This window comes from Psychrobacillus sp. OK032 (genome assembly GCF_900111345.1).
GTDB lineage: Bacteria > Bacillota > Bacilli > Bacillales_A > Planococcaceae > Psychrobacillus.
Genome location: NZ_FOGY01000007.1, coordinates 161,566 through 178,223, shown reverse-complemented (window position 1 = coordinate 178,223; position 16,658 = coordinate 161,566). Strand labels below are relative to the sequence as shown.

The 16,658-nt window shown below is 37.4% G+C and carries 20 protein-coding genes and 2 other annotated features; of the genes, 10 read left to right on the top strand and 10 right to left on the bottom strand.

All coding sequences use genetic code 11. The features are described 5' to 3' along the window. Nucleotides 1-55: 55 nt before the first annotated feature. The 6 genes from BMZ04_RS14720 to BMZ04_RS14695 form a co-directional block, all read right to left on the bottom strand. Complete coding sequence (locus BMZ04_RS14720; protein WP_093272494.1) at nt 56-1,066, bottom strand: uroporphyrinogen decarboxylase family protein; 1,011 nt, start codon at nt 1,064-1,066, stop codon at nt 56-58. A 10-nt stretch (nt 1,067-1,076) separates the two neighbouring features. Beyond that, complete coding sequence (locus tag BMZ04_RS14715; RefSeq protein WP_093272492.1) at nt 1,077-1,832, bottom strand: amino acid ABC transporter ATP-binding protein; 756 nt, start codon at nt 1,830-1,832, stop codon at nt 1,077-1,079. Between the two features lie 15 nt (nt 1,833-1,847). Beyond that, nucleotides 1,848-2,561, bottom strand: coding sequence for an amino acid ABC transporter permease (locus BMZ04_RS14710; RefSeq protein ID WP_093272489.1), 714 nt, complete (start codon nt 2,559-2,561; stop codon nt 1,848-1,850). A 12-nt stretch (nt 2,562-2,573) separates the two neighbouring features. Next, a complete protein-coding gene (locus BMZ04_RS14705) occupies nt 2,574-3,281 on the bottom strand; it encodes an amino acid ABC transporter permease (RefSeq protein WP_093272486.1) in 708 nt (235 codons plus the stop codon). Nucleotides 3,282-3,368: 87 nt separating this feature from the next. After that, nucleotides 3,369-4,226 carry a transporter substrate-binding domain-containing protein gene (locus BMZ04_RS14700; protein ID WP_093272481.1) on the bottom strand — a complete coding sequence of 286 codons (858 nt, stop codon included), beginning with the start codon at nt 4,224-4,226 and terminating at the stop codon, nt 3,369-3,371. 14 nt (nt 4,227-4,240) lie between these two features. Further along, nucleotides 4,241-5,416: an acyl-CoA dehydrogenase family protein gene (locus BMZ04_RS14695; protein ID WP_093272478.1), complete on the bottom strand. Its 1,176-nt coding sequence runs from the start codon at nt 5,414-5,416 to the stop codon at nt 4,241-4,243. Between the two features lie 204 nt (nt 5,417-5,620). On the opposite strand from BMZ04_RS14695, the gene BMZ04_RS14690 reads away from it, so the two are divergent. Then, complete coding sequence (locus BMZ04_RS14690; RefSeq protein WP_093272474.1) at nt 5,621-7,690, top strand: catalase; 2,070 nt, start codon at nt 5,621-5,623, stop codon at nt 7,688-7,690. 49 nt (nt 7,691-7,739) lie between these two features. Here BMZ04_RS14690 and BMZ04_RS14685 read toward each other — a convergent pair whose 3' ends face one another. Further along, nucleotides 7,740-8,282 carry a hypothetical protein gene (locus BMZ04_RS14685; RefSeq protein ID WP_093272471.1) on the bottom strand — a complete coding sequence of 181 codons (543 nt, stop codon included), beginning with the start codon at nt 8,280-8,282 and terminating at the stop codon, nt 7,740-7,742. A 112-nt stretch (nt 8,283-8,394) separates the two neighbouring features. After that, nucleotides 8,395-8,614 (top strand) — a binding site (T-box leader). 38 nt (nt 8,615-8,652) lie between these two features. Next, nucleotides 8,653-8,880, top strand: a binding site (T-box leader). A 49-nt stretch (nt 8,881-8,929) separates the two neighbouring features. Here BMZ04_RS14685 and thrS point away from each other — a divergent pair. The 8 genes from thrS to BMZ04_RS14645 all read left to right on the top strand — a co-directional run bounded on the left by thrS (nt 8,930) and on the right by BMZ04_RS14645 (nt 14,128). Continuing rightward, a complete protein-coding gene (gene thrS, locus BMZ04_RS14675) occupies nt 8,930-10,126 on the top strand; it encodes a threonine--tRNA ligase (RefSeq protein WP_093272464.1) in 1,197 nt (398 codons plus the stop codon). A 72-nt stretch (nt 10,127-10,198) separates the two neighbouring features. Further along, a complete protein-coding gene (locus BMZ04_RS22605; protein WP_218145525.1) occupies nt 10,199-10,384 on the top strand; it encodes a GNAT family N-acetyltransferase in 186 nt (61 codons plus the stop codon). An 18-nt stretch (nt 10,385-10,402) separates the two neighbouring features. Continuing rightward, a complete protein-coding gene (locus BMZ04_RS22600) occupies nt 10,403-10,732 on the top strand; it encodes a GNAT family N-acetyltransferase (protein ID WP_218145526.1) in 330 nt (109 codons plus the stop codon). Between the two features lie 29 nt (nt 10,733-10,761). Then, nucleotides 10,762-11,559, top strand: a complete 798-nt coding sequence (locus tag BMZ04_RS14665) for a nucleotidyltransferase domain-containing protein (protein WP_093272461.1) — start codon at nt 10,762-10,764, stop codon at nt 11,557-11,559. A gap of 3 nt (nt 11,560-11,562) precedes the next feature. Continuing rightward, nucleotides 11,563-12,066, top strand: a complete 504-nt coding sequence (locus tag BMZ04_RS14660; RefSeq protein WP_093272458.1) for a GNAT family N-acetyltransferase — start codon at nt 11,563-11,565, stop codon at nt 12,064-12,066. An 87-nt stretch (nt 12,067-12,153) separates the two neighbouring features. Further along, nucleotides 12,154-12,522 (top strand): GerW family sporulation protein, encoded by a 369-nt coding sequence (locus BMZ04_RS14655; protein WP_093272455.1) that lies wholly within the window; start codon nt 12,154-12,156, stop codon nt 12,520-12,522. A 162-nt stretch (nt 12,523-12,684) separates the two neighbouring features. Next, entirely contained in the window at nt 12,685-13,017 is a 333-nt protein-coding gene (locus BMZ04_RS14650; RefSeq protein WP_177184454.1) for a PadR family transcriptional regulator, read from the top strand. Beyond that, nucleotides 13,010-14,128 (top strand): DUF2812 domain-containing protein, encoded by a 1,119-nt coding sequence (locus tag BMZ04_RS14645; protein WP_177184453.1) that lies wholly within the window; start codon nt 13,010-13,012, stop codon nt 14,126-14,128. The genes BMZ04_RS14650 and BMZ04_RS14645 overlap by 8 nt, the downstream gene beginning before the upstream one ends. Before the next feature lie 23 nt (nt 14,129-14,151). Here BMZ04_RS14645 and BMZ04_RS14640 read toward each other — a convergent pair whose 3' ends face one another. Beyond that, nucleotides 14,152-14,625, bottom strand: a complete 474-nt coding sequence (locus tag BMZ04_RS14640) for a VanZ family protein (protein ID WP_093272445.1) — start codon at nt 14,623-14,625, stop codon at nt 14,152-14,154. Nucleotides 14,626-14,723: 98 nt separating this feature from the next. Here BMZ04_RS14640 and BMZ04_RS14635 point away from each other — a divergent pair, with 98 nt between their 5' ends. Further along, complete coding sequence (locus BMZ04_RS14635) at nt 14,724-15,119, top strand: VOC family protein (RefSeq protein ID WP_093272442.1); 396 nt, start codon at nt 14,724-14,726, stop codon at nt 15,117-15,119. A 175-nt stretch (nt 15,120-15,294) separates the two neighbouring features. Here BMZ04_RS14635 and BMZ04_RS14630 read toward each other — a convergent pair whose 3' ends face one another. Continuing rightward, nucleotides 15,295-16,158, bottom strand: coding sequence for an AraC family transcriptional regulator (locus BMZ04_RS14630; protein ID WP_093272437.1), 864 nt, complete (start codon nt 16,156-16,158; stop codon nt 15,295-15,297). Nucleotides 16,159-16,236: 78 nt separating this feature from the next. Further along, nucleotides 16,237-16,626, bottom strand: a complete 390-nt coding sequence (locus tag BMZ04_RS14625) for an NUDIX hydrolase (protein WP_093272432.1) — start codon at nt 16,624-16,626, stop codon at nt 16,237-16,239. Between the last annotated feature and the right edge of the window lie 32 nt (nt 16,627-16,658).

The following is a 16,658-nucleotide window of genomic DNA, read 5'->3' as shown; positions in this document are numbered from 1 at the left end:
GCATAAACTTAAATTAAACCGGTTGAAGAGAGTGAATCTTCATCCGGTTTTTAGTTTAATCTTGTAAACTACTTCGAAATGCTTTTAGTGCTTCATCTGTTGCGTTATTTGGAATAGAGCAATTTGGTGCTAAGATAAACGGTTTGTTTTTCATGAGGGCTAAAGCGTTTTTGGCTTGCTTTTCTATTTCTTGTATATTATTCTCTGCAAATAGTTGTTGATTCACTCCACAAACTTTTACTTTATTGAATGAAGCTGATAAGTCAGGGTTACCCGTGGCTTCTGTATCCCAGCTTATCCCATGAATTGGGTAATGGAGAAATCTATTTGGTTGTGAATTTGCTCCACAAGTATGGAGAATCGTTTTCTTTGTTTCATTCGCTTCCAAAACGATTGTGTCATATTGCTGAGAAAATTCGATAAAGGCATCATCATCTAATATAGCTGGATGGGCAGTCCCCATTGTAGAATAGAAAATCCCATCAGCACCAGCTCGTCCAAGTTCCTTAACATAGTCTGCAAGGGTCAATGAAATAGCACGTAATGCATGATGTATACCTTCCCCGCTTAATAACTCTTTTATCGGGATCGGATTTGAACTACCATATAAAGAACCATTTGCAAAAGGAAGATGTCCAGACAAAAAAAGGAGCACGGAAAGGGGAGAAAAAACGGTTTGCACAATAGGGCGCTCCGGCTCAAGCTCTTTAATACTTCGTATTGCCTCTATTTGTTCGGCTAATGGAACAGCAGAACCATTCCGCTCATCGATTTTCCACAAATCTTCTACAGACTGTACAGCTGGTTTTATCATCCTTGGAACAATTGCTTCATAATCGTTATAGTCGTATTCGTTTCCCCAGACTTCACTATAATATGTTGCCCGAGGAGTAAATTTGACAATGTCCCAATCGAATTTATTCGTAAAAGCGACCTGTGCTTTAGCGGACATTAAAGGCCGGTTTTCCACTTCGATAAAATGCCGCCAGCCAATAACGATTGGTCGATCCGCTTGCTCTCCTGAAAGAATTGCATTAAACCGATCCTTTTTAGTCCATTGTCTCATATAAATCCTCCTAAATATAGAAAGTATAATCCTCCGGTAATACACGCTTCAAAAATTTCTTTGTGCGCTCTTCTTTCGGACTAACGAATATTTCATGAGGTGTTCCTTCTTCTACAACAACCCCACCATCCATGAAGATCACACGTTTTGCGACATCTTTTGCAAAGGACATTTCGTGCGTGACGACAAGCATCGTAGTACCTTCGTTAGCAATATTTTTCATAACCGTTAATACTTCTCCTACTAACTCGGGGTCAAGCGCTGAAGTTGGTTCATCAAACAAAATAATATCTGGGTTAAGTGCAACCGCACGTGCAATGCCAACGCGTTGTTGCTGTCCACCCGATAGCTGACTAGGATAGGAATCATATTTATCAGATAGACCTACTTTATCTAGTGCCTTTTTACCGATTTCATTTGCTTCTGCTTTAGGTATTTTACGTCCGATGATTAAGCCTTCTGTTACATTTTCTAGAGCTGTTTTATTGTTAAATAAATTATAACTTTGAAATACAAAGGCTGTCTTTTGACGGATGGCTTGAATATCTTTTTTGGAGGCGCTATGTAAATCTACTTTTAGTTCGCCAAAAGATGCTTTTCCGCTATCTGCTTTTTCTAAGAAGTTAATGCAGCGCAGTAAAGTCGTTTTTCCGGAGCCACTTGGACCGAGAATGACTACTACATCACCTTTATCAATCGTTAAGTCAACGCCTTTTAGTATTTCATTTTTTCCGAATGACTTATGGATGTCTTTAATTTCTAACATATTGGAACCTCCTTATTAAGCACTAACGTATTTATATTTTCGTAGTCGTTTTTCATATAATTTAAATCCAAACTCTACTAAGCTGCACAAGATAATATAGACAAGGAAAATATCAAGATATGCTTCCACATAGTTATATCCAACATTTGCAGCAACTTTCGCTTTTAATGTGATTTCCTGTAGAGACATGGCGTAGCCTAATGATGTTGCTTTTATCAAGTTCACTGTTGCTGTACAAATATTTGGTAATGCTACGACCATTGCTTGTGGAATCACAATACGACGATATGCTTGAAAATTAGTCAACCCAACAGCCTGTGCTGCCTCCAGCTGACCTTTATTCACTGTGCTTAGCGCAGAGCGAAATACTTCGATTAAAATAGCGGTCGTACTAAAGGAAAAGACGATAAACGCATACCAAATTGGATTGATTTCATATATTTGGATATTCCAATTATATTTTTCCACAAAGGCAGTTAAGATTAACGGAACACTCGCATAAACGATGAAAATTTGAATAATGATCGGCGTACCTCTGACAAAAGAAACGTATACTTGTGAAAATCTGTTTAAAATAGGAATTTGGTTAATTCGGGTTAGCGCCAATAAAAACCCTAACGGCAATGCGACAAGCAAAGCTACAGCAGTGACGAATAGAGTGATTGGCACACCGGATAATGCAATAAAAAATGTATCTACTAGAAATTTATAATTTAAACCTTCCGACATTTTTCACACTCCTTACATTGTTTTAATCGTTTGCTTGCCTTTGCTAAACATCTTTTCTAGAATTCTAAAAGCTTTTTCAATTAAGAGAGACAAAATCCAATAAATGATTGCCAGTGAGATAAATATTTCAAGAGCGTGTGAATTATAATTTGCTGCAATAATTAAATTTGCTTTCCCAACGACATCGATTAAACCAATTGTGTATGCAAGTGAGCCTTCTTGTAGTAGGGCAATCATGCCATTTCCAAAGTTAGGAAGTGCAACAACAAGTGCTTGCGGGAAAATAATGCGTCTGTATGCTTGGAAGGGACTTAAGCCAACGCTAACCGCTGCTTCAAATTGTCCTTTTTCGATGGACTCATAAGCCGAGCGAATAACTTCCGACATGATGGCAGCAAATTGTAGAGTAAACGTGATAATAACGAATACCGCTGTATTAATATCATGTAAATAGAGACCAAAGTTATCGGCAAGCGCTGGAACGCCATAGTAAACTAAAAATAATAGGACGATGGAAGGCGTACATCTTAAAATCGTTGTATAGAAGTTTGCAAGCTTCCTTGCTAGTTGATTTTTTCCGAGCTTCATCACTGCTAGTATTAAACCGAAAAATGTACCAAAAACGATGGAAAGACCTGCAACTAAGAAGGTAACTTTTAAAAATGGAAGCAGTGCTGGAAGTGAACTCCATATGTAGGATGCATCAAAATACTTTTCCATATTGAAGATTATTCCCCTTTCTAAAAATGATGAAAGGCTACCGGCGTATCCCACGCATAGGCAGCCCTTCTAATAGGAATTCACTGATTATCGATTAACGTTATCTAAAACTTCAAATAAGTCACGGCCATAAAATTCTGTGCTAAGCTCGTTTGTTTTCTTTTCTTCTTTTAATTGTTTAATAGCTTTATCATATGCATCTGCAAATTCTTGCTCTTTTTTGTTAAATAATGGCCATGTTTTAATTACTGCAAATTCATTGTAGACCACTTCATCTTTTAAGTTGTAATATGGTCCATCCTCTGCGAGTACTTGTTTTTTGAATACGCCTTCAAGTGTAATACCGCCATCTACGCGGCCCTCGTTTACCCATTGTACAACGTCTACAGAGAATGTATCTCCAGCTTGTAGTTTTACTGGGTTATCTGGATTTGCTTTATTGTACTCATCAATAATTGTGTATTGTGCATTGTTTGCTGCAATAGGCGCAAGAGATAATCCGGCAGAAGCAAAATCTTCTAATGTCTTGATGTTTTCATTTTCTTTTTTCAACAGAAGACCTGTGCTACTTAATCCAAGGAATTCTTGTGGAAAGATGAATTTTGCTGTACGCTCTTCTGTCCAAAACGCATTTTTTACCCCAGCTTGATATTTACCTTGTTCGACTCCTATTAATAAATCGTCGCTTGTCGTTCCTACGTATTCAAACTCATATTCAGGTAATAACTCATCAACTAATTTCATCACTTCTACATCATAACCTGTTGGATTTCCTTTATCGTCCAACCAAGAAATTGGTTTAGAAGCTTGATCGTATGCTACTTTTACTTTACGTGCATCTCCATTCTCACTAGGAGTAGAAGTGTCATTTGAACCACATGCTGCTAAAATCGTTACAGAAGCTAAACCTACTGCTGCCAATTGCAAATACCTTTTCATTTTCATCGTGTTTGTTCCTCCTATTGTTTCACTAGATTTCTTTTTTTATCTTCTTCCAGTGCAGATTGTGCTAATTTTTTTATAGTCATATCATCCATTGGTGGGTTGTGTAGCCCAGCTCGAACGTCTCGGTAGTAACGTTGTAATGGATTTGTTCGTTGTAAACTTTTAGCTCCGACTAAGCGCATTGCTTTATCGACGATTGTAATAGCTGAATTTGTTATGACATGTTTAGCGACACTAATTTCATTTGACAGTGAATCTCTGATTGTTTCATTGTCATAAGCAGCTGCAGCACCATAAATAACGAATCGTGCTTTTGTAAGCTCCAAATCAATTTCCCCAATTAACTGTTGCACATTTGGTAATTGTGCGATTGGTCCATTCAAACTATTAGGAGAATGTGTGTTAGCAAAGCGAACGGCATAATCTCGAGCTGCTTGTGCTACACCTAAATAAGTAGCAGGAATATGGAGTAACCATCCGTTAACTTTTCCGCCGCTTACTAACTCAGGAAGCTCCACTAAATCAGTTTCGTGCACGACAGCATTTGTCAGTACTAAATCATTACTACTTGTGCCACGCATAGAAACAACATCCCACGTTTCTTCTATGGAAACTCCTTCTGTGTCACGGTGAATAAGAAAAAATCCAACTTTTTCTTGTTCTTCGATCCATGCAGAGGTTAAAAAATATGTAAGTACGGGAGAGGCTGTTGTGAAAATTTTTCGTCCATTTAGTACCCAAGTATCTCCATTTTTAACGGCAGTTGTCCCTGGGCGTCCTCCACGTGTTGGGCTTCCAGTTTGTGCTTCACTTACGGAACGGTTTACAAGTGCGCCATTCAAAATTTCCTTTGAAAAGAAATCTAATTTTTCTTTTGTCCAAAGCTTTTTTTCAAAAAGGTCACCGACTACACCTAAGCTCCAACCAACCGATAATGCAGTGTTTGCATCATAGCTTGCTAATGTCTCTTGTAGAAGCACCATATCATAAACAGAAAGTCCTTCGCCGCCATATTCTTTAGATAATGTAGTGCTCGTATAACCAAGCTTCACTAAATCTTCTACATTTTCTTTCGGGAATATGGAAAGCTCATCAATTTCAGCAGATTTACCTTTAAAATTTTCTTCTAATCTTGCCAAATTACTGAGCCATTCTTGTTGTTTTTCGTTTTTGATAAATAAATTACGCACAAGTATTCGTCTCCTTCAAATCGATCAAATAAAATATATTGGAATAGTAGGATATAATGATAAATAAAAAATTGCCAAGGTCTATTATTGAAATTATCTTACTACTTTAATGTAATGAAGTCAATGACAAAACCTACTAAATTAATATGATTAATTTATTGCCCCTAAAAAGTTTTTTTATAGATAAATAGGGTACTAGAAGTAATGGAAAGCATAATAGATGGAGGAGGAACAAGTTTGGATAATAAAGTGAATAACAACAGCAAAGATGAACAATTAGAACAGTTTCGTGTGGATGATAAAGACAAAGCAATGACTACGAATCAGGGACTAAAAGTTTCAGAGGATGAATTCTCTTTAAAAATCGGTGAACGAGGTCCTACTCTCTTAGAAGATTTTCATTTCCGTGAGAAAATGACGCATTTTGATCATGAACGAATTCCTGAGCGAGTTGTACATGCAAGAGGATATGGGGCACATGGTGAATTTAAATTGTATGAATCCATGCAAGCCTATACAAAAGCGAAATTCTTACAAACCCCTGGTATGAAAACACCCGTTTTTGTAAGGTTTTCAACAGTTGCAGGTTCTCGTGGATCTGGTGAACTAGCGCGTGATGCACGAGGATTCGCTACGAAGTTTTACACAGAAGAGGGTAACTACGACTTAGTAGGAAATAATATACCCGTGTTTTTCATTCAAGATGCAATCAAGTTTCCAGACTTAATTCATGTAGTTAAGCCGGAGCCACATAATGAAATTCCACAAGCAGCAACCGCACACGATACATTTTGGGACTTCGTAGCTAACAATCAAGAAACTGCTCATATGGTCATGTGGACGATGTCTGACCGAGCAATCCCAAGAAGCTTTCGAATGATGGAAGGATTTGGTGTCCATACTTTCCGATTCATCAATGCCCAAGGTATCGCTCATTTTGTAAAATTTCATTGGAAACCAGTTTTGGGAGTACATTCCGTCGTGTGGGATGAAGCACAAAAGCTAAATGGTAAAAACCCAGATTTTCATAGACAGGATTTGTACGATGCAATAGAAGGTGGGAATTATCCGGAGTTTGAATTAGGCGTTCAAATAATAGAGGAAAAAGATGAATTTAAATTTGACTTTGATATTTTAGATCCTACGAAACTATGGCCGGAGGAAGAAGTACCAGTAAAAATTATTGGAAAAATGACTTTGAATCGCAATGTGGATAATGTTTTTGCTGAAACGGAACAAGTGGCATTCCATCCTGGAAATGTAGTGCCAGGTATTGATTTTACAAATGATCCACTACTACAAGGAAGATTATTCTCTTATACAGATACGCAATTGATACGACTCGGAGGTCCGAACTTCCACGAGCTCCCGATCAACCGACCAGTTTGCCCTTTCCATAATAATCAACGAGATGGATACGGCAGACAAACGATAAATGTTGGACAAGTCAGCTACCATAAAAACTCACTTGCAGGTAATACACCAACTCCGGTTAGCGAGGAAGAAGGTGGTTACGCACATTATCAGGAAAAAGTAGATGGGCACAAAATTCGTGCTCGAAGCGAAAGCTTTAAGGATCATTTCTCCCAAGCATCGATGTTCTGGAACAGTATGAGTGAACCGGAAAAGCTTCACATTATAAATGCATTTAGTTTCGAGCTTGGTAAGTGTAAAGAAAAGACCATTCGAGAGCGAGTCGTAGAAATGCTTGTAAATGTGGATGTAGACTTGGCAAGCCAAGTTGCAAAAAATTTAGGATTGACTGTACAAGCGACTACTCTTCCTAACTATAACAAGAGCTCTCCAGCGTTAAGTCAATTGAATTCAGTTAAGAAACCAGATACACGCAAAATTGCTGTACTAGTTTCGGAAGGTTTTGATGGAGAATTGATGGCTATTTTTGAGGCGTTAAAAGCTAAAGGGACGCTGATAGAGATAGTAAGTGATCATCAAGGTACTATTAAAGGAGCAGATGGAACTTTATTGGAAGTCGACCATACTTTCTCCACTGCAGATTCCGTATTATTTGATGCAGTGTATGTTGTAAGTCCACAAGGTACAACACCGACGTACCAAAAAGAAGCCGCATACTTTGTGAAAGAAGCATATGCTCATTTCAAGCCTATTGCGGCCACATTTCATGGAGATCAATTGCTCGATGAGCTAGGCTTTACAGGACAGGCCGGTGTAATAACAAAAGAGACGGGAAATAGCTTTGTGGAAAGTTTCACCAATGCAATTACTAATCATCGTTTTTGGGATCGAGCTGTATAGAATAGTTAAAAGGCATGCCCTTAAGCAGGGGCATGCCTTTTACTGTGATTTATTTAGTTTTAGAGAGTCGTGGCCATATGAAGTATGAAATGGAGATGACAAAATCAATCCCAAGAATTAGTCCCCAAAGTTTCAATGTATCCCATAAAACCTCAGATTTTGAGGTGTCATCCATGATGTAAATTAATATAAGCAATATGCTCCCGCCAATGATGTAAGCAAGTAAATGTTGAAAGGACCCTTTTATCGACTCTCGTGCAAACTCCATTCCTGTTTTACGTACAGGTTTAGTGCCTTCTTTTTGGACATAATATCTAAACCTTACATCCGCCCAGCGAATCATACTCTTTCCAAAGGCTATCGAAGAACCAAGATAAACAGCTGCTATAGCGTGCGCGAGAGTTGCGGTTGCCCCGTTATATAGATCAATAGCTGTAATTGCAAGTAAGATTAGATCAATAACTGGAGTTAGCGCAAGAAAGAACAAACCGAGACGTTCTTTTTTTAATATATATCTAGTCACGAGACCTAGTAAAATAACAACCCAAAATCCAACTTCACAAGCAATGATCGTCCATGCAATGAAATTCAATACAACACCTCTTTTGTGAAAGATTCTATTGTAATTATAAAGTAAAATAAATGATTTGCATTGACTATTTTAAAAATTTTGCATATACTAAACAAAATAATTTATAAATCGTAAACAAGCGAAGAAAAGGACATAAATCATCTTCATTTCTTATTAGAGAACAGGGTCATTGGCTGGGAGCCCTGAAGAAAAACGAATGATTTACCACCTTGGAGCTATTGTGGGGAAAGTAATGTAAGTATCCATAATCGGGAAACCGTTATCTACTATGAGCGCAATACATTTTTGTGTTGCAAAATTAGGGTGGAACCACGACCACACTCGTCCCTTTACCAGGGATGGGTGTGGTTTTTTGTATTCAAAATTAAATAATAAAGCAAAGAAAAGGACATGAATCATCTTCATTTTCTTATTAGAGAACAGGGTCATTGGCTGGGAGCCCTGAAGAAAAAAGAATGATTCACCACCTTGGAGCTATTATGGGGAAAGCAAACTTCGCAATTATCCATAATCGGGAGAACCGTTATCTAGTATGAGCGCAATACATTTATTTGTGTTGCAAAATTAGGGTGGAACCACGACCACACTCGTCCCTTTACCGGGGATGGGTGTGGTCTTTTTTATTTCAACTTATAGGAGGAATTTACATGTCAGTTAAAGCGGAACAACGAATTAGCCATCAGAAGTTAGGTCAACAATTAGAGCTATTTATGTCAAGTGAAGAAGCACCGGGAATGCCGTTTTATTTACCAAAGGGTATGGTTTTACGAAATGAACTTGAAAACTTCTGGAGAATAAAGCACCAAAGAGCAGGGTATCAGGAGATAAAAACCCCAATTATGATGAAGCAAGAGCTTTGGGAGCGGTCAGGTCACTGGGATCATTATCATGAAAATATGTATTTTGCTAATGTAGATGAACAAAAGTATGCTATTAAACCGATGAATTGTCCGGGGGCAGTACTCATTTTTAACAGTAAAAAAAGAAGTTATAGGGAGCTCCCGATTCGATATGCAGAGCTTGGTTTAGTACACCGTCATGAGTTATCTGGTTCGCTAAATGGACTTTTGCGAGTTCGAGCATTTACTCAAGATGATGCGCATCTTTTCGTCCGAGAAGATCAAATTGAAAGCGAAATTGATAAAGTACTCGATTTAGTGGATGAATTTTATTCTAAGTTTGGTTTTAGTTATAAAATAGAGCTTTCTACTCGGCCGGAAGATTTCATGGGATCTGTGGAAGCTTGGGATCAAGCAGAGCAGGCACTTGAATCAGTGCTAAAGAAAAAACAAGTAGAATATCAAGTAAATGAAGGAGATGGAGCATTCTACGGTCCGAAAATCGATTTTCATATTTTAGATTCTCTTGGCCGGAGTTGGCAATGCGGAACCGTTCAACTCGATTTTCAAATGCCAGAAAAGTTTGATAGCAGGTATATCGATGAGGACAATCAATTACGTCAACCAATAATGATTCACCGTGCGATTTATGGTTCTATCGAGCGCTTTATGGCTATTCTTCTAGAGCATTTTCAAGGAAGCTTTCCACTTTGGTTAGCACCTGTACAAGTGAAGATTTTACCAATAGCGGACGCACATGTTTCGTATGCCGAAGATGTAAAACGGGAGCTTGAAAAAGAAGGTTATCGTGTGGAAATCGATGACCGTGTGGAAAAAATCGGCTTAAAAATTCGAGAAGCTGCTTTGCAAAAGCATCCGTATATGCTCATTGTGGGTGATCAAGAAATTGAGAAGAATGTTGTGTCTGTTAGAAAGCATAAACTAGGAAATGCGGGTGACATGAACCTGGATGAATTGATTGGTCAATTAAAAAGAGAACGATAAATTTAAAGGGGATCTCCTCCTGCAAAGGATTTTTAATTATTCTTCACGAAATTAACTGGTAGGAGGGATTTTATGAATATATTAAATAATTTTCCGCTTTTAGAAACAGAACGTTTTCTATTACGACCAATAGAAGTTGGAGATGCCAATGAAATATTCCAATACTTTTCACTAAATGAAGTGACAAAGTATTACGATTTGGATACGTTTACGGATATAAATAGGGCGATTCATTTAATTGAAAACTGGCAAAAATGATTTACGAGTAATGAGGGAATTTGCTGGGGAATTGCAACGAAGGATGACAATAAAATAATTGGTAGCTGTGGTTATCATAATTGGGAAAAAGATCATTTCAAAGCAAAAGTAGGATTTGAAGTGACACCGGAGTATTGGCAGCAAGGAGCCATGACAGAAGTATTAAAGCATGTATTGCAATACGGCTTTGAGAAAATGAGGCTCTTCCGAATTGAAGCCCTTTATGACCCTGCAATTACAGCTTCTAAAAGGACGCTTCAAAAAGCAGGATTTGTATACGAAGGTATGTTGCGGAAATCATCCTTTGAAAAAGGACGATTTTGTGACGCAGCTATATGTTCTATTTAAGAGAAGAGTATGGATAAGGAGCTACAATTGTGAGTAATCAACTACCGGTGCCTGTTCAAAGTTTTATGCAAGAGTATGTAGAATTGCTAAATAAACACTTACCTTCTGATTTAATAGAAGGTGTATACATATATGGATCGATTGCTTTAGGAGCATTTAATGAATCGAAGAGTGACATAGATTTTATTGTTTTATTGAGACGAGTAGTAAGTGAACAAGAAGTGGTGACCATTCAAGAGATACATGTACAAATGAACAAACATCCATTTGGAAAAAGAATGGACGTGGTATATATCCAGGTTAATGCAATAGGGAAAACAAACGAAGAGTTACCTACGTATCCATATTGTTCAGACGGAGTAGTAAAAATAGGTCATTGGGATGTTAATCATATTACTTGGTGGGTTTTAAAGGAGCACGGCATTACATTGCGAGGGACACTAATTGGAGAACTAAATATCCCTACAAAATGGGAAGATGTATTGAAAACATTGGAATATAATATGAACGAATATTGTTTTAGTAAGTCGAAAAAGACATATCCATTTTTATTCGATAGTATGGTAGAATCTGCAACTTGTACGATTAGTAGAATTATTTGCTCGCTTGATCAAAGAGATATTTTTTCGAAAGATAAGGCAGTTATTTTATGTGTAGACATGCTACCAGAAAGATGGCATCTCCTTCTAAAAGAAGCTTCTCGAATTCGAACAAAAGCTAATACAAAATCATTGTATAAAAGCAAACTAAAAAGGGCTAGAGATTGCAGGGATTTTATACTATATACTCATCAATTATGTAATACAAAATTTTTCACAAAGGAGTAAGTGATGGAAATAAAATTATTAACACCAAACTATGCAAGTGCATACTGGGAACTAAGGTTAGAGGCATTACAACAAAGCCCAGAAGCATTTGGAACAAGTTACGAAGAAGCGATACAAAGAACAAATCCAATTGAACGAGTAGAAAATAATCTACGAACGGAAGGCAACTACACTTTCGGAGCATTCCAGCAGGACAAGCTCGTTGGAATGGTTACATTATCGCAAGAAAGCTACCTAAAAATGAAGCATCGGGCAAATATTTTTGCCATGTATGTAAGTCCGGAAGCACGTGGATTAGGAGCAGGAAAAGCATTGCTTATGGAAGCAATTAATAAAGCAAGAACGATAGAGGAAATTGAAAAAGTGAATTTATCCGTCGTATCAACGAATGAAAAAGCAAAAAATCTCTATACACAATTAGGATTTGAAGTTTTTGGTGTAGAAGAAAAAGCATTAAAAGTGGCTGATACATATTACGATGAAGATCATATGACGCTCATTTTGTAATAAAGGGTTTGCTTTAATCGTGTCGAAGTAGTCTTGAATCAGAGGAGGTAGAAAATCATAGAATCAAAAAAGTTAGTTGATAGATCAGTGGACAAACACAGCATTTATCATTCTCCTATTCGGTCCGTATTTGATAAATTCTCTCGTGCGAAAGATGCTTCATTAGTTTATGGAGAGCCGATTGAACTTGATAGAAAACAAGTGCTACCAGTTGCTAAAGTAAATTATTATGTTGGTGGAGGCGGAGGATATTCAGATATGGGTGAAGAGGAATCCACTGCCCAAGGTGAAGGAGGAGGTGGTTATTTTTCTATTAAACCTGTAGGAGTTTTTGAAATCACGCCTGAAAAAGTTAAGTTTAAACCTATTATTAATATGTATTTCGTTTTAACGATTCTTAGTGTGGTTACACTTGGACTTGGCTTTCTTTTCAAAAGTTCTCGTAAATTTAAATAATTAATATGTAGAAGATCCGCTTAAGGGAGGTACCTTAGCGGATTTTTTTGTTTTATCATTCAGGTGAAATTGTAAATGTTAAAAACGTAATTGACTCTATGTGTCACATCGTGATATAGTCGAGGTGCGACATAGTGAATAGTTAGAGTGGATGTGATCCAATTGAAAATTGAAAAGGTTATTAAATACTATATCCCAATGACAGAAACAGCATTTTATATATTGTTGTCGCTTACTGTGCCACGCCACGGCTATGGAATTATTAAACATGTGGAAGAGTTAACGGAAGGTCGAATTATTCTCGGGTCTGGAACAATTTATGGAACGTTAAAGAAAATGCAACGTGACGAGATTGTTACGGTTTTCTCAGATGAAAAAAGAAAAACAATCTACGAAGTTTCGCATATAGGGAAAGTATTAATGAGACATGAGATAAGCAGATTGAAAGAGTTGCATGCTAATGCCTTAAGTTATGAGGAGGAATTCGATGATTAAAAAATGGAGACCTTTTTGGAGTTATGATTTAGAAAAGACAGAACGTTGGTTGTCATCGTTTGCATTAGAAGGAAAAGAACTAGTCGATATCAATTTACTTTCAAGGAAGTTTATATTTGAAGAAGCAGAACGTAAAGAAGTGGAATATCAAATAATATATGATAACTCGAAAAATGAATTGCCGCGGAGGCTTAAAGACTCCGGTTGGGAAAATTCAGTGTCACAGGGGAAGTGGAAATTCGTCAAAAATAGTAATAATCCGATTGAAGCGTATCCATCTCGTGATGGTGTTTTGAAAAGGAATAGAACCCATTCCTTTGTGTTGTCATGTGTTTCTTTATTGTATGGATTTCAGTTAATACCATTTGTTATAGCAATGCTGTCTCTTTTAATATATCCAGAAGACTCAACCTTCGTGCCAAGTCCGTTATGGTCTATTACAATCCTTTACTTCCTGCAAGTAATTGCTGTCATTGTTCTAACGATATATATGACACGGAAGTTGCGAGCGTTCGATGTTAAGTTTTTTGGCGCATCTGTTGACGCAGTTTCATCTATTGGAACATTTTCAAAATGGAAATTTGGTTGGATGTATGCACCAGACTTATTGGAAAACTGGCTTTCAGACATGGCGATGCAAGGAAATCAGCTTGTTCGTGTGAGTAAAATGGGTACAAAATTCGTTTTTGTAAAAAGCACCCCGAAGCTTATCTCGTACGTGTATGATTATCAATTAAAAGCTTCTCCAAATTATTATGAGGTACATAAAAGTGCAGGATGGCAGTTAAAATTCACCTCATCATCCTGGTATGCGAAGTATTCTATATGGCAGAAAGAGTATGAAATCGGTGAAGAAAAGCCACGGTTTACGTATGATTCTATTGAGAAGAAGGGGCAAGTTCGAAAAGTAATGTTAGTGAATGTTAGTTTAGTTGCTTATTTTATAGTAATTTTATCATTTGCTTTGTGGATTAATCTTTCGAATTATCATGTATATGAACGAAATACCTTTGATCAAATTCTTATGGGAACATTATTTTTCAGTTCACTTATACCGATTTCCATTGTGATTCGAACTTTTCAATATGCTATGCGTATGCGAAAGGTTTGATATGTAGTAGATCTGCTAAAGGACTATGCCTTTGCAGATCTTCTTTGTTTTATTGCTTGAATACATTTCAATAGGAGAAGTGCTGTAATCGCGCCGGCTGTATCAAGCATTACGTCTTGAGCAGAAGCTGTTCGTCCACTTGTGAATGATTGATGTAGTTCATCCGCTACTGCAAAGAACATTGTTAGGCTTATAGCGGTGAGCTTACGATAGTTAAATTTAGGTAAAGCAGCGTAAATAGCGAGTGCTATTATTCCAAAATAAAAGAAATGCGTGCCTTTGCGTATCAAAAACTCGACGAATGGATAATATCCCCGTTCTTCAATGGAAACTAGAATGCCCCAATACGGAATTTGTAAATAAGATAGCAAAGATTCTAGTGGTTTATTCGGCAACCACTTTTCAAGCACTGGTACAAGTGATTGCTGTTCAGCTGTTTGACCAGACGAAATGAATACAACAATAAGTAAAAAGAGTAAAGGAATAATTTTTTTCATAACAAAACAGTAACATATATACAAGAAGTTTTCATATTTCTGCACAATTAAGCTATAGTGAATATTGGTAAATAAAAAATTCTGGAGGTATGGATTATATGTCTAAACTCACACCATTTTTAATGTTCCAAGGACAGGCAGAAGAAGCAATTAATTACTATACATCGATTTTCAAGGAATCCGAAATCATTCGTTTAGCTCGTTACGGAGCAGAAGGACCCGGAAAAGAAGGAGAAGTAGCGAAAGCGGTATTTTCCATTAACGGCCAACAATTTCTATGTAATGACAGCAGTGTTCAACATGGATTTTCGTTCACACCATCGATTTCATTATTCGTTGAATGTGATTCCGAAGCGGAAATCGATCAGGCTTATGCAAAGCTTTTGGAAGGCGGACAACCTTTAATGCCGATTAATAATTATGGCTTTAGCAAAAAGTTCGGCTGGGTACAAGATAAGTTTGGGGTTTCATGGCAGCTAAATTTAGAGAATTGAGTAAATCGGATAATGCATACACATAATCAGATAATCAAGCAATAAAATCGGATAATGAATACACATAATAGGATAACCGACACTCACAATCGGATAACCAAGCAAGTAAATCGGATAATGCCTCCGAACTAAACAAAAATCCGAGGAGCAATTCAATCGCTCCTCGGATTTTATATTATTTAATAGGTATCCAAATCTCAGAGTAATAATCTTCATTATTTGGGTTACCATTTGAATATACTTCTAACTCAGGAGTTCCTGCTGGTACATACGGATTAGAGGGAAACCATTCGGAATAAATTTGTTTCCATGTATCTTGCATTGCATGTGGCATCGGGCCGTGAACTTCAAAAATAACCCATTTAGAAGGAGGAATCTCCAATGCCAATAAATTTTCCGGAACATCTCCTTCATGTGCTGAAGCAATCCAATAGTCCATTAAACCACTATCTTTCTGTTCTTCCTCTACTACACAAACTCCTAGCACACCTTCAATCTTCCCATTGTTTAATTGGGAAAGCAGATCATCTGTGCCATTTGTGTTCACTTCATCCCAAAATAGTGGGATACCGTTCAAATTTTCACCTGTTTTACAATTGTACGTTCTTTTGACTCCAACCACTTGGAAACTTTCTTTTTCCACAATCTTATACTTCATTGGTTCTGCTCCTCTCAAGCTCACCTGGATGACCAGGCGATTGTATGATTGTAAATTACCTAGTTTCTTTCGTGCATCACTCGGGGTTACGCCGTGTTGCTTTCGAAAGGCCTTCGTAAAAGCTTCGGGGGTGTCATAGCCGTATTTGTAGGAAAGGTCGATTATTTTGTTATCGGTATTCACTAATTCCTGCGCTGCTAAAGTTAATCTTCTGCGGCGAATATAATCTGCTATGGACATATCGGTTAAAATGGCAAACGTTCGTTGGAAATGAAATACCGACGAATTTGTCACTTTTGCAATTTGTTCCATCGTCAAGTCATCAAGCAGATGCTTCTCTATAAAGTTAATAGCTTTTTGTATCGACTCGACCCAAGCCATGCCACTCACCCCTTGTATCTATCATAAATGATACCCATTCGTTAATCCTGTCATTTTGTGCTCACTCTGGACTGGTTTTCATTCAGCTAAAAGATTATCTACGATCACTTTGGGACGCACATCTAAAGAAGAAAGCTCCTTGATGTCAATCCAAATTGGTTCATATTTCCCGCGCTGAACGGAAGTATGGGAGTATTCTTCACCTGTACCTGTTCCAAATTTGCCCCCAATAATATCAGCGAAGAAAAAGTGCTGCCTTCCGTTATATTCTAATACTTTAAAAGTACGTTGAATACGCACGAGCACCCCTAGCTCTTCATGCGTTTCTCGAATTGCAGCTTCCTCTGGTGTTTCTCCTTCCTCAATACCTCCACCTGGGAACACATAGTAGGTCACATGTGGTTTCGTTCTTTTGATTAAGGCAACTCGACCGTTTTCAATGATGATAGTTGCTCCTCTGTTTCTTATATAAATACACCTTCCAATCTAATTAATTGTAG

What these genes read in the sequence shown, in the direction of transcription:
- BMZ04_RS14720 (WP_093272494.1), bottom strand. Translation starts at nt 1,066, where the DNA reads ATGAGACAATGGACTAAAAAGGATCGGTTTAATGCAATTCTTTCAGGA.
- BMZ04_RS14705 (WP_093272486.1), bottom strand. Translation starts at nt 3,281, where the DNA reads ATGGAAAAGTATTTTGATGCATCCTACATATGGAGTTCACTTCCAGCA.
- thrS (WP_093272464.1), top strand. Translation starts at nt 8,930, where the DNA reads ATGTCAGTTAAAGCGGAACAACGAATTAGCCATCAGAAGTTAGGTCAA.
- BMZ04_RS14700 (WP_093272481.1), bottom strand. Translation starts at nt 4,226, where the DNA reads ATGAAAATGAAAAGGTATTTGCAATTGGCAGCAGTAGGTTTAGCTTCT.
- BMZ04_RS14630 (WP_093272437.1), bottom strand. Translation starts at nt 16,158, where the DNA reads ATGGCTTGGGTCGAGTCGATACAAAAAGCTATTAACTTTATAGAGAAG.
- BMZ04_RS22605 (WP_218145525.1), top strand. Translation starts at nt 10,199, where the DNA reads ATGAATATATTAAATAATTTTCCGCTTTTAGAAACAGAACGTTTTCTA.
- BMZ04_RS14635 (WP_093272442.1), top strand. Translation starts at nt 14,724, where the DNA reads ATGTCTAAACTCACACCATTTTTAATGTTCCAAGGACAGGCAGAAGAA.
- BMZ04_RS14710 (WP_093272489.1), bottom strand. Translation starts at nt 2,561, where the DNA reads ATGTCGGAAGGTTTAAATTATAAATTTCTAGTAGATACATTTTTTATT.
- BMZ04_RS14660 (WP_093272458.1), top strand. Translation starts at nt 11,563, where the DNA reads ATGGAAATAAAATTATTAACACCAAACTATGCAAGTGCATACTGGGAA.
- BMZ04_RS14690 (WP_093272474.1), top strand. Translation starts at nt 5,621, where the DNA reads ATGGAAAGCATAATAGATGGAGGAGGAACAAGTTTGGATAATAAAGTG.
- BMZ04_RS14715 (WP_093272492.1), bottom strand. Translation starts at nt 1,832, where the DNA reads ATGTTAGAAATTAAAGACATCCATAAGTCATTCGGAAAAAATGAAATA.
- BMZ04_RS14645 (WP_177184453.1), top strand. Translation starts at nt 13,010, where the DNA reads ATGATTAAAAAATGGAGACCTTTTTGGAGTTATGATTTAGAAAAGACA.
- BMZ04_RS14640 (WP_093272445.1), bottom strand. Translation starts at nt 14,625, where the DNA reads ATGAAAAAAATTATTCCTTTACTCTTTTTACTTATTGTTGTATTCATT.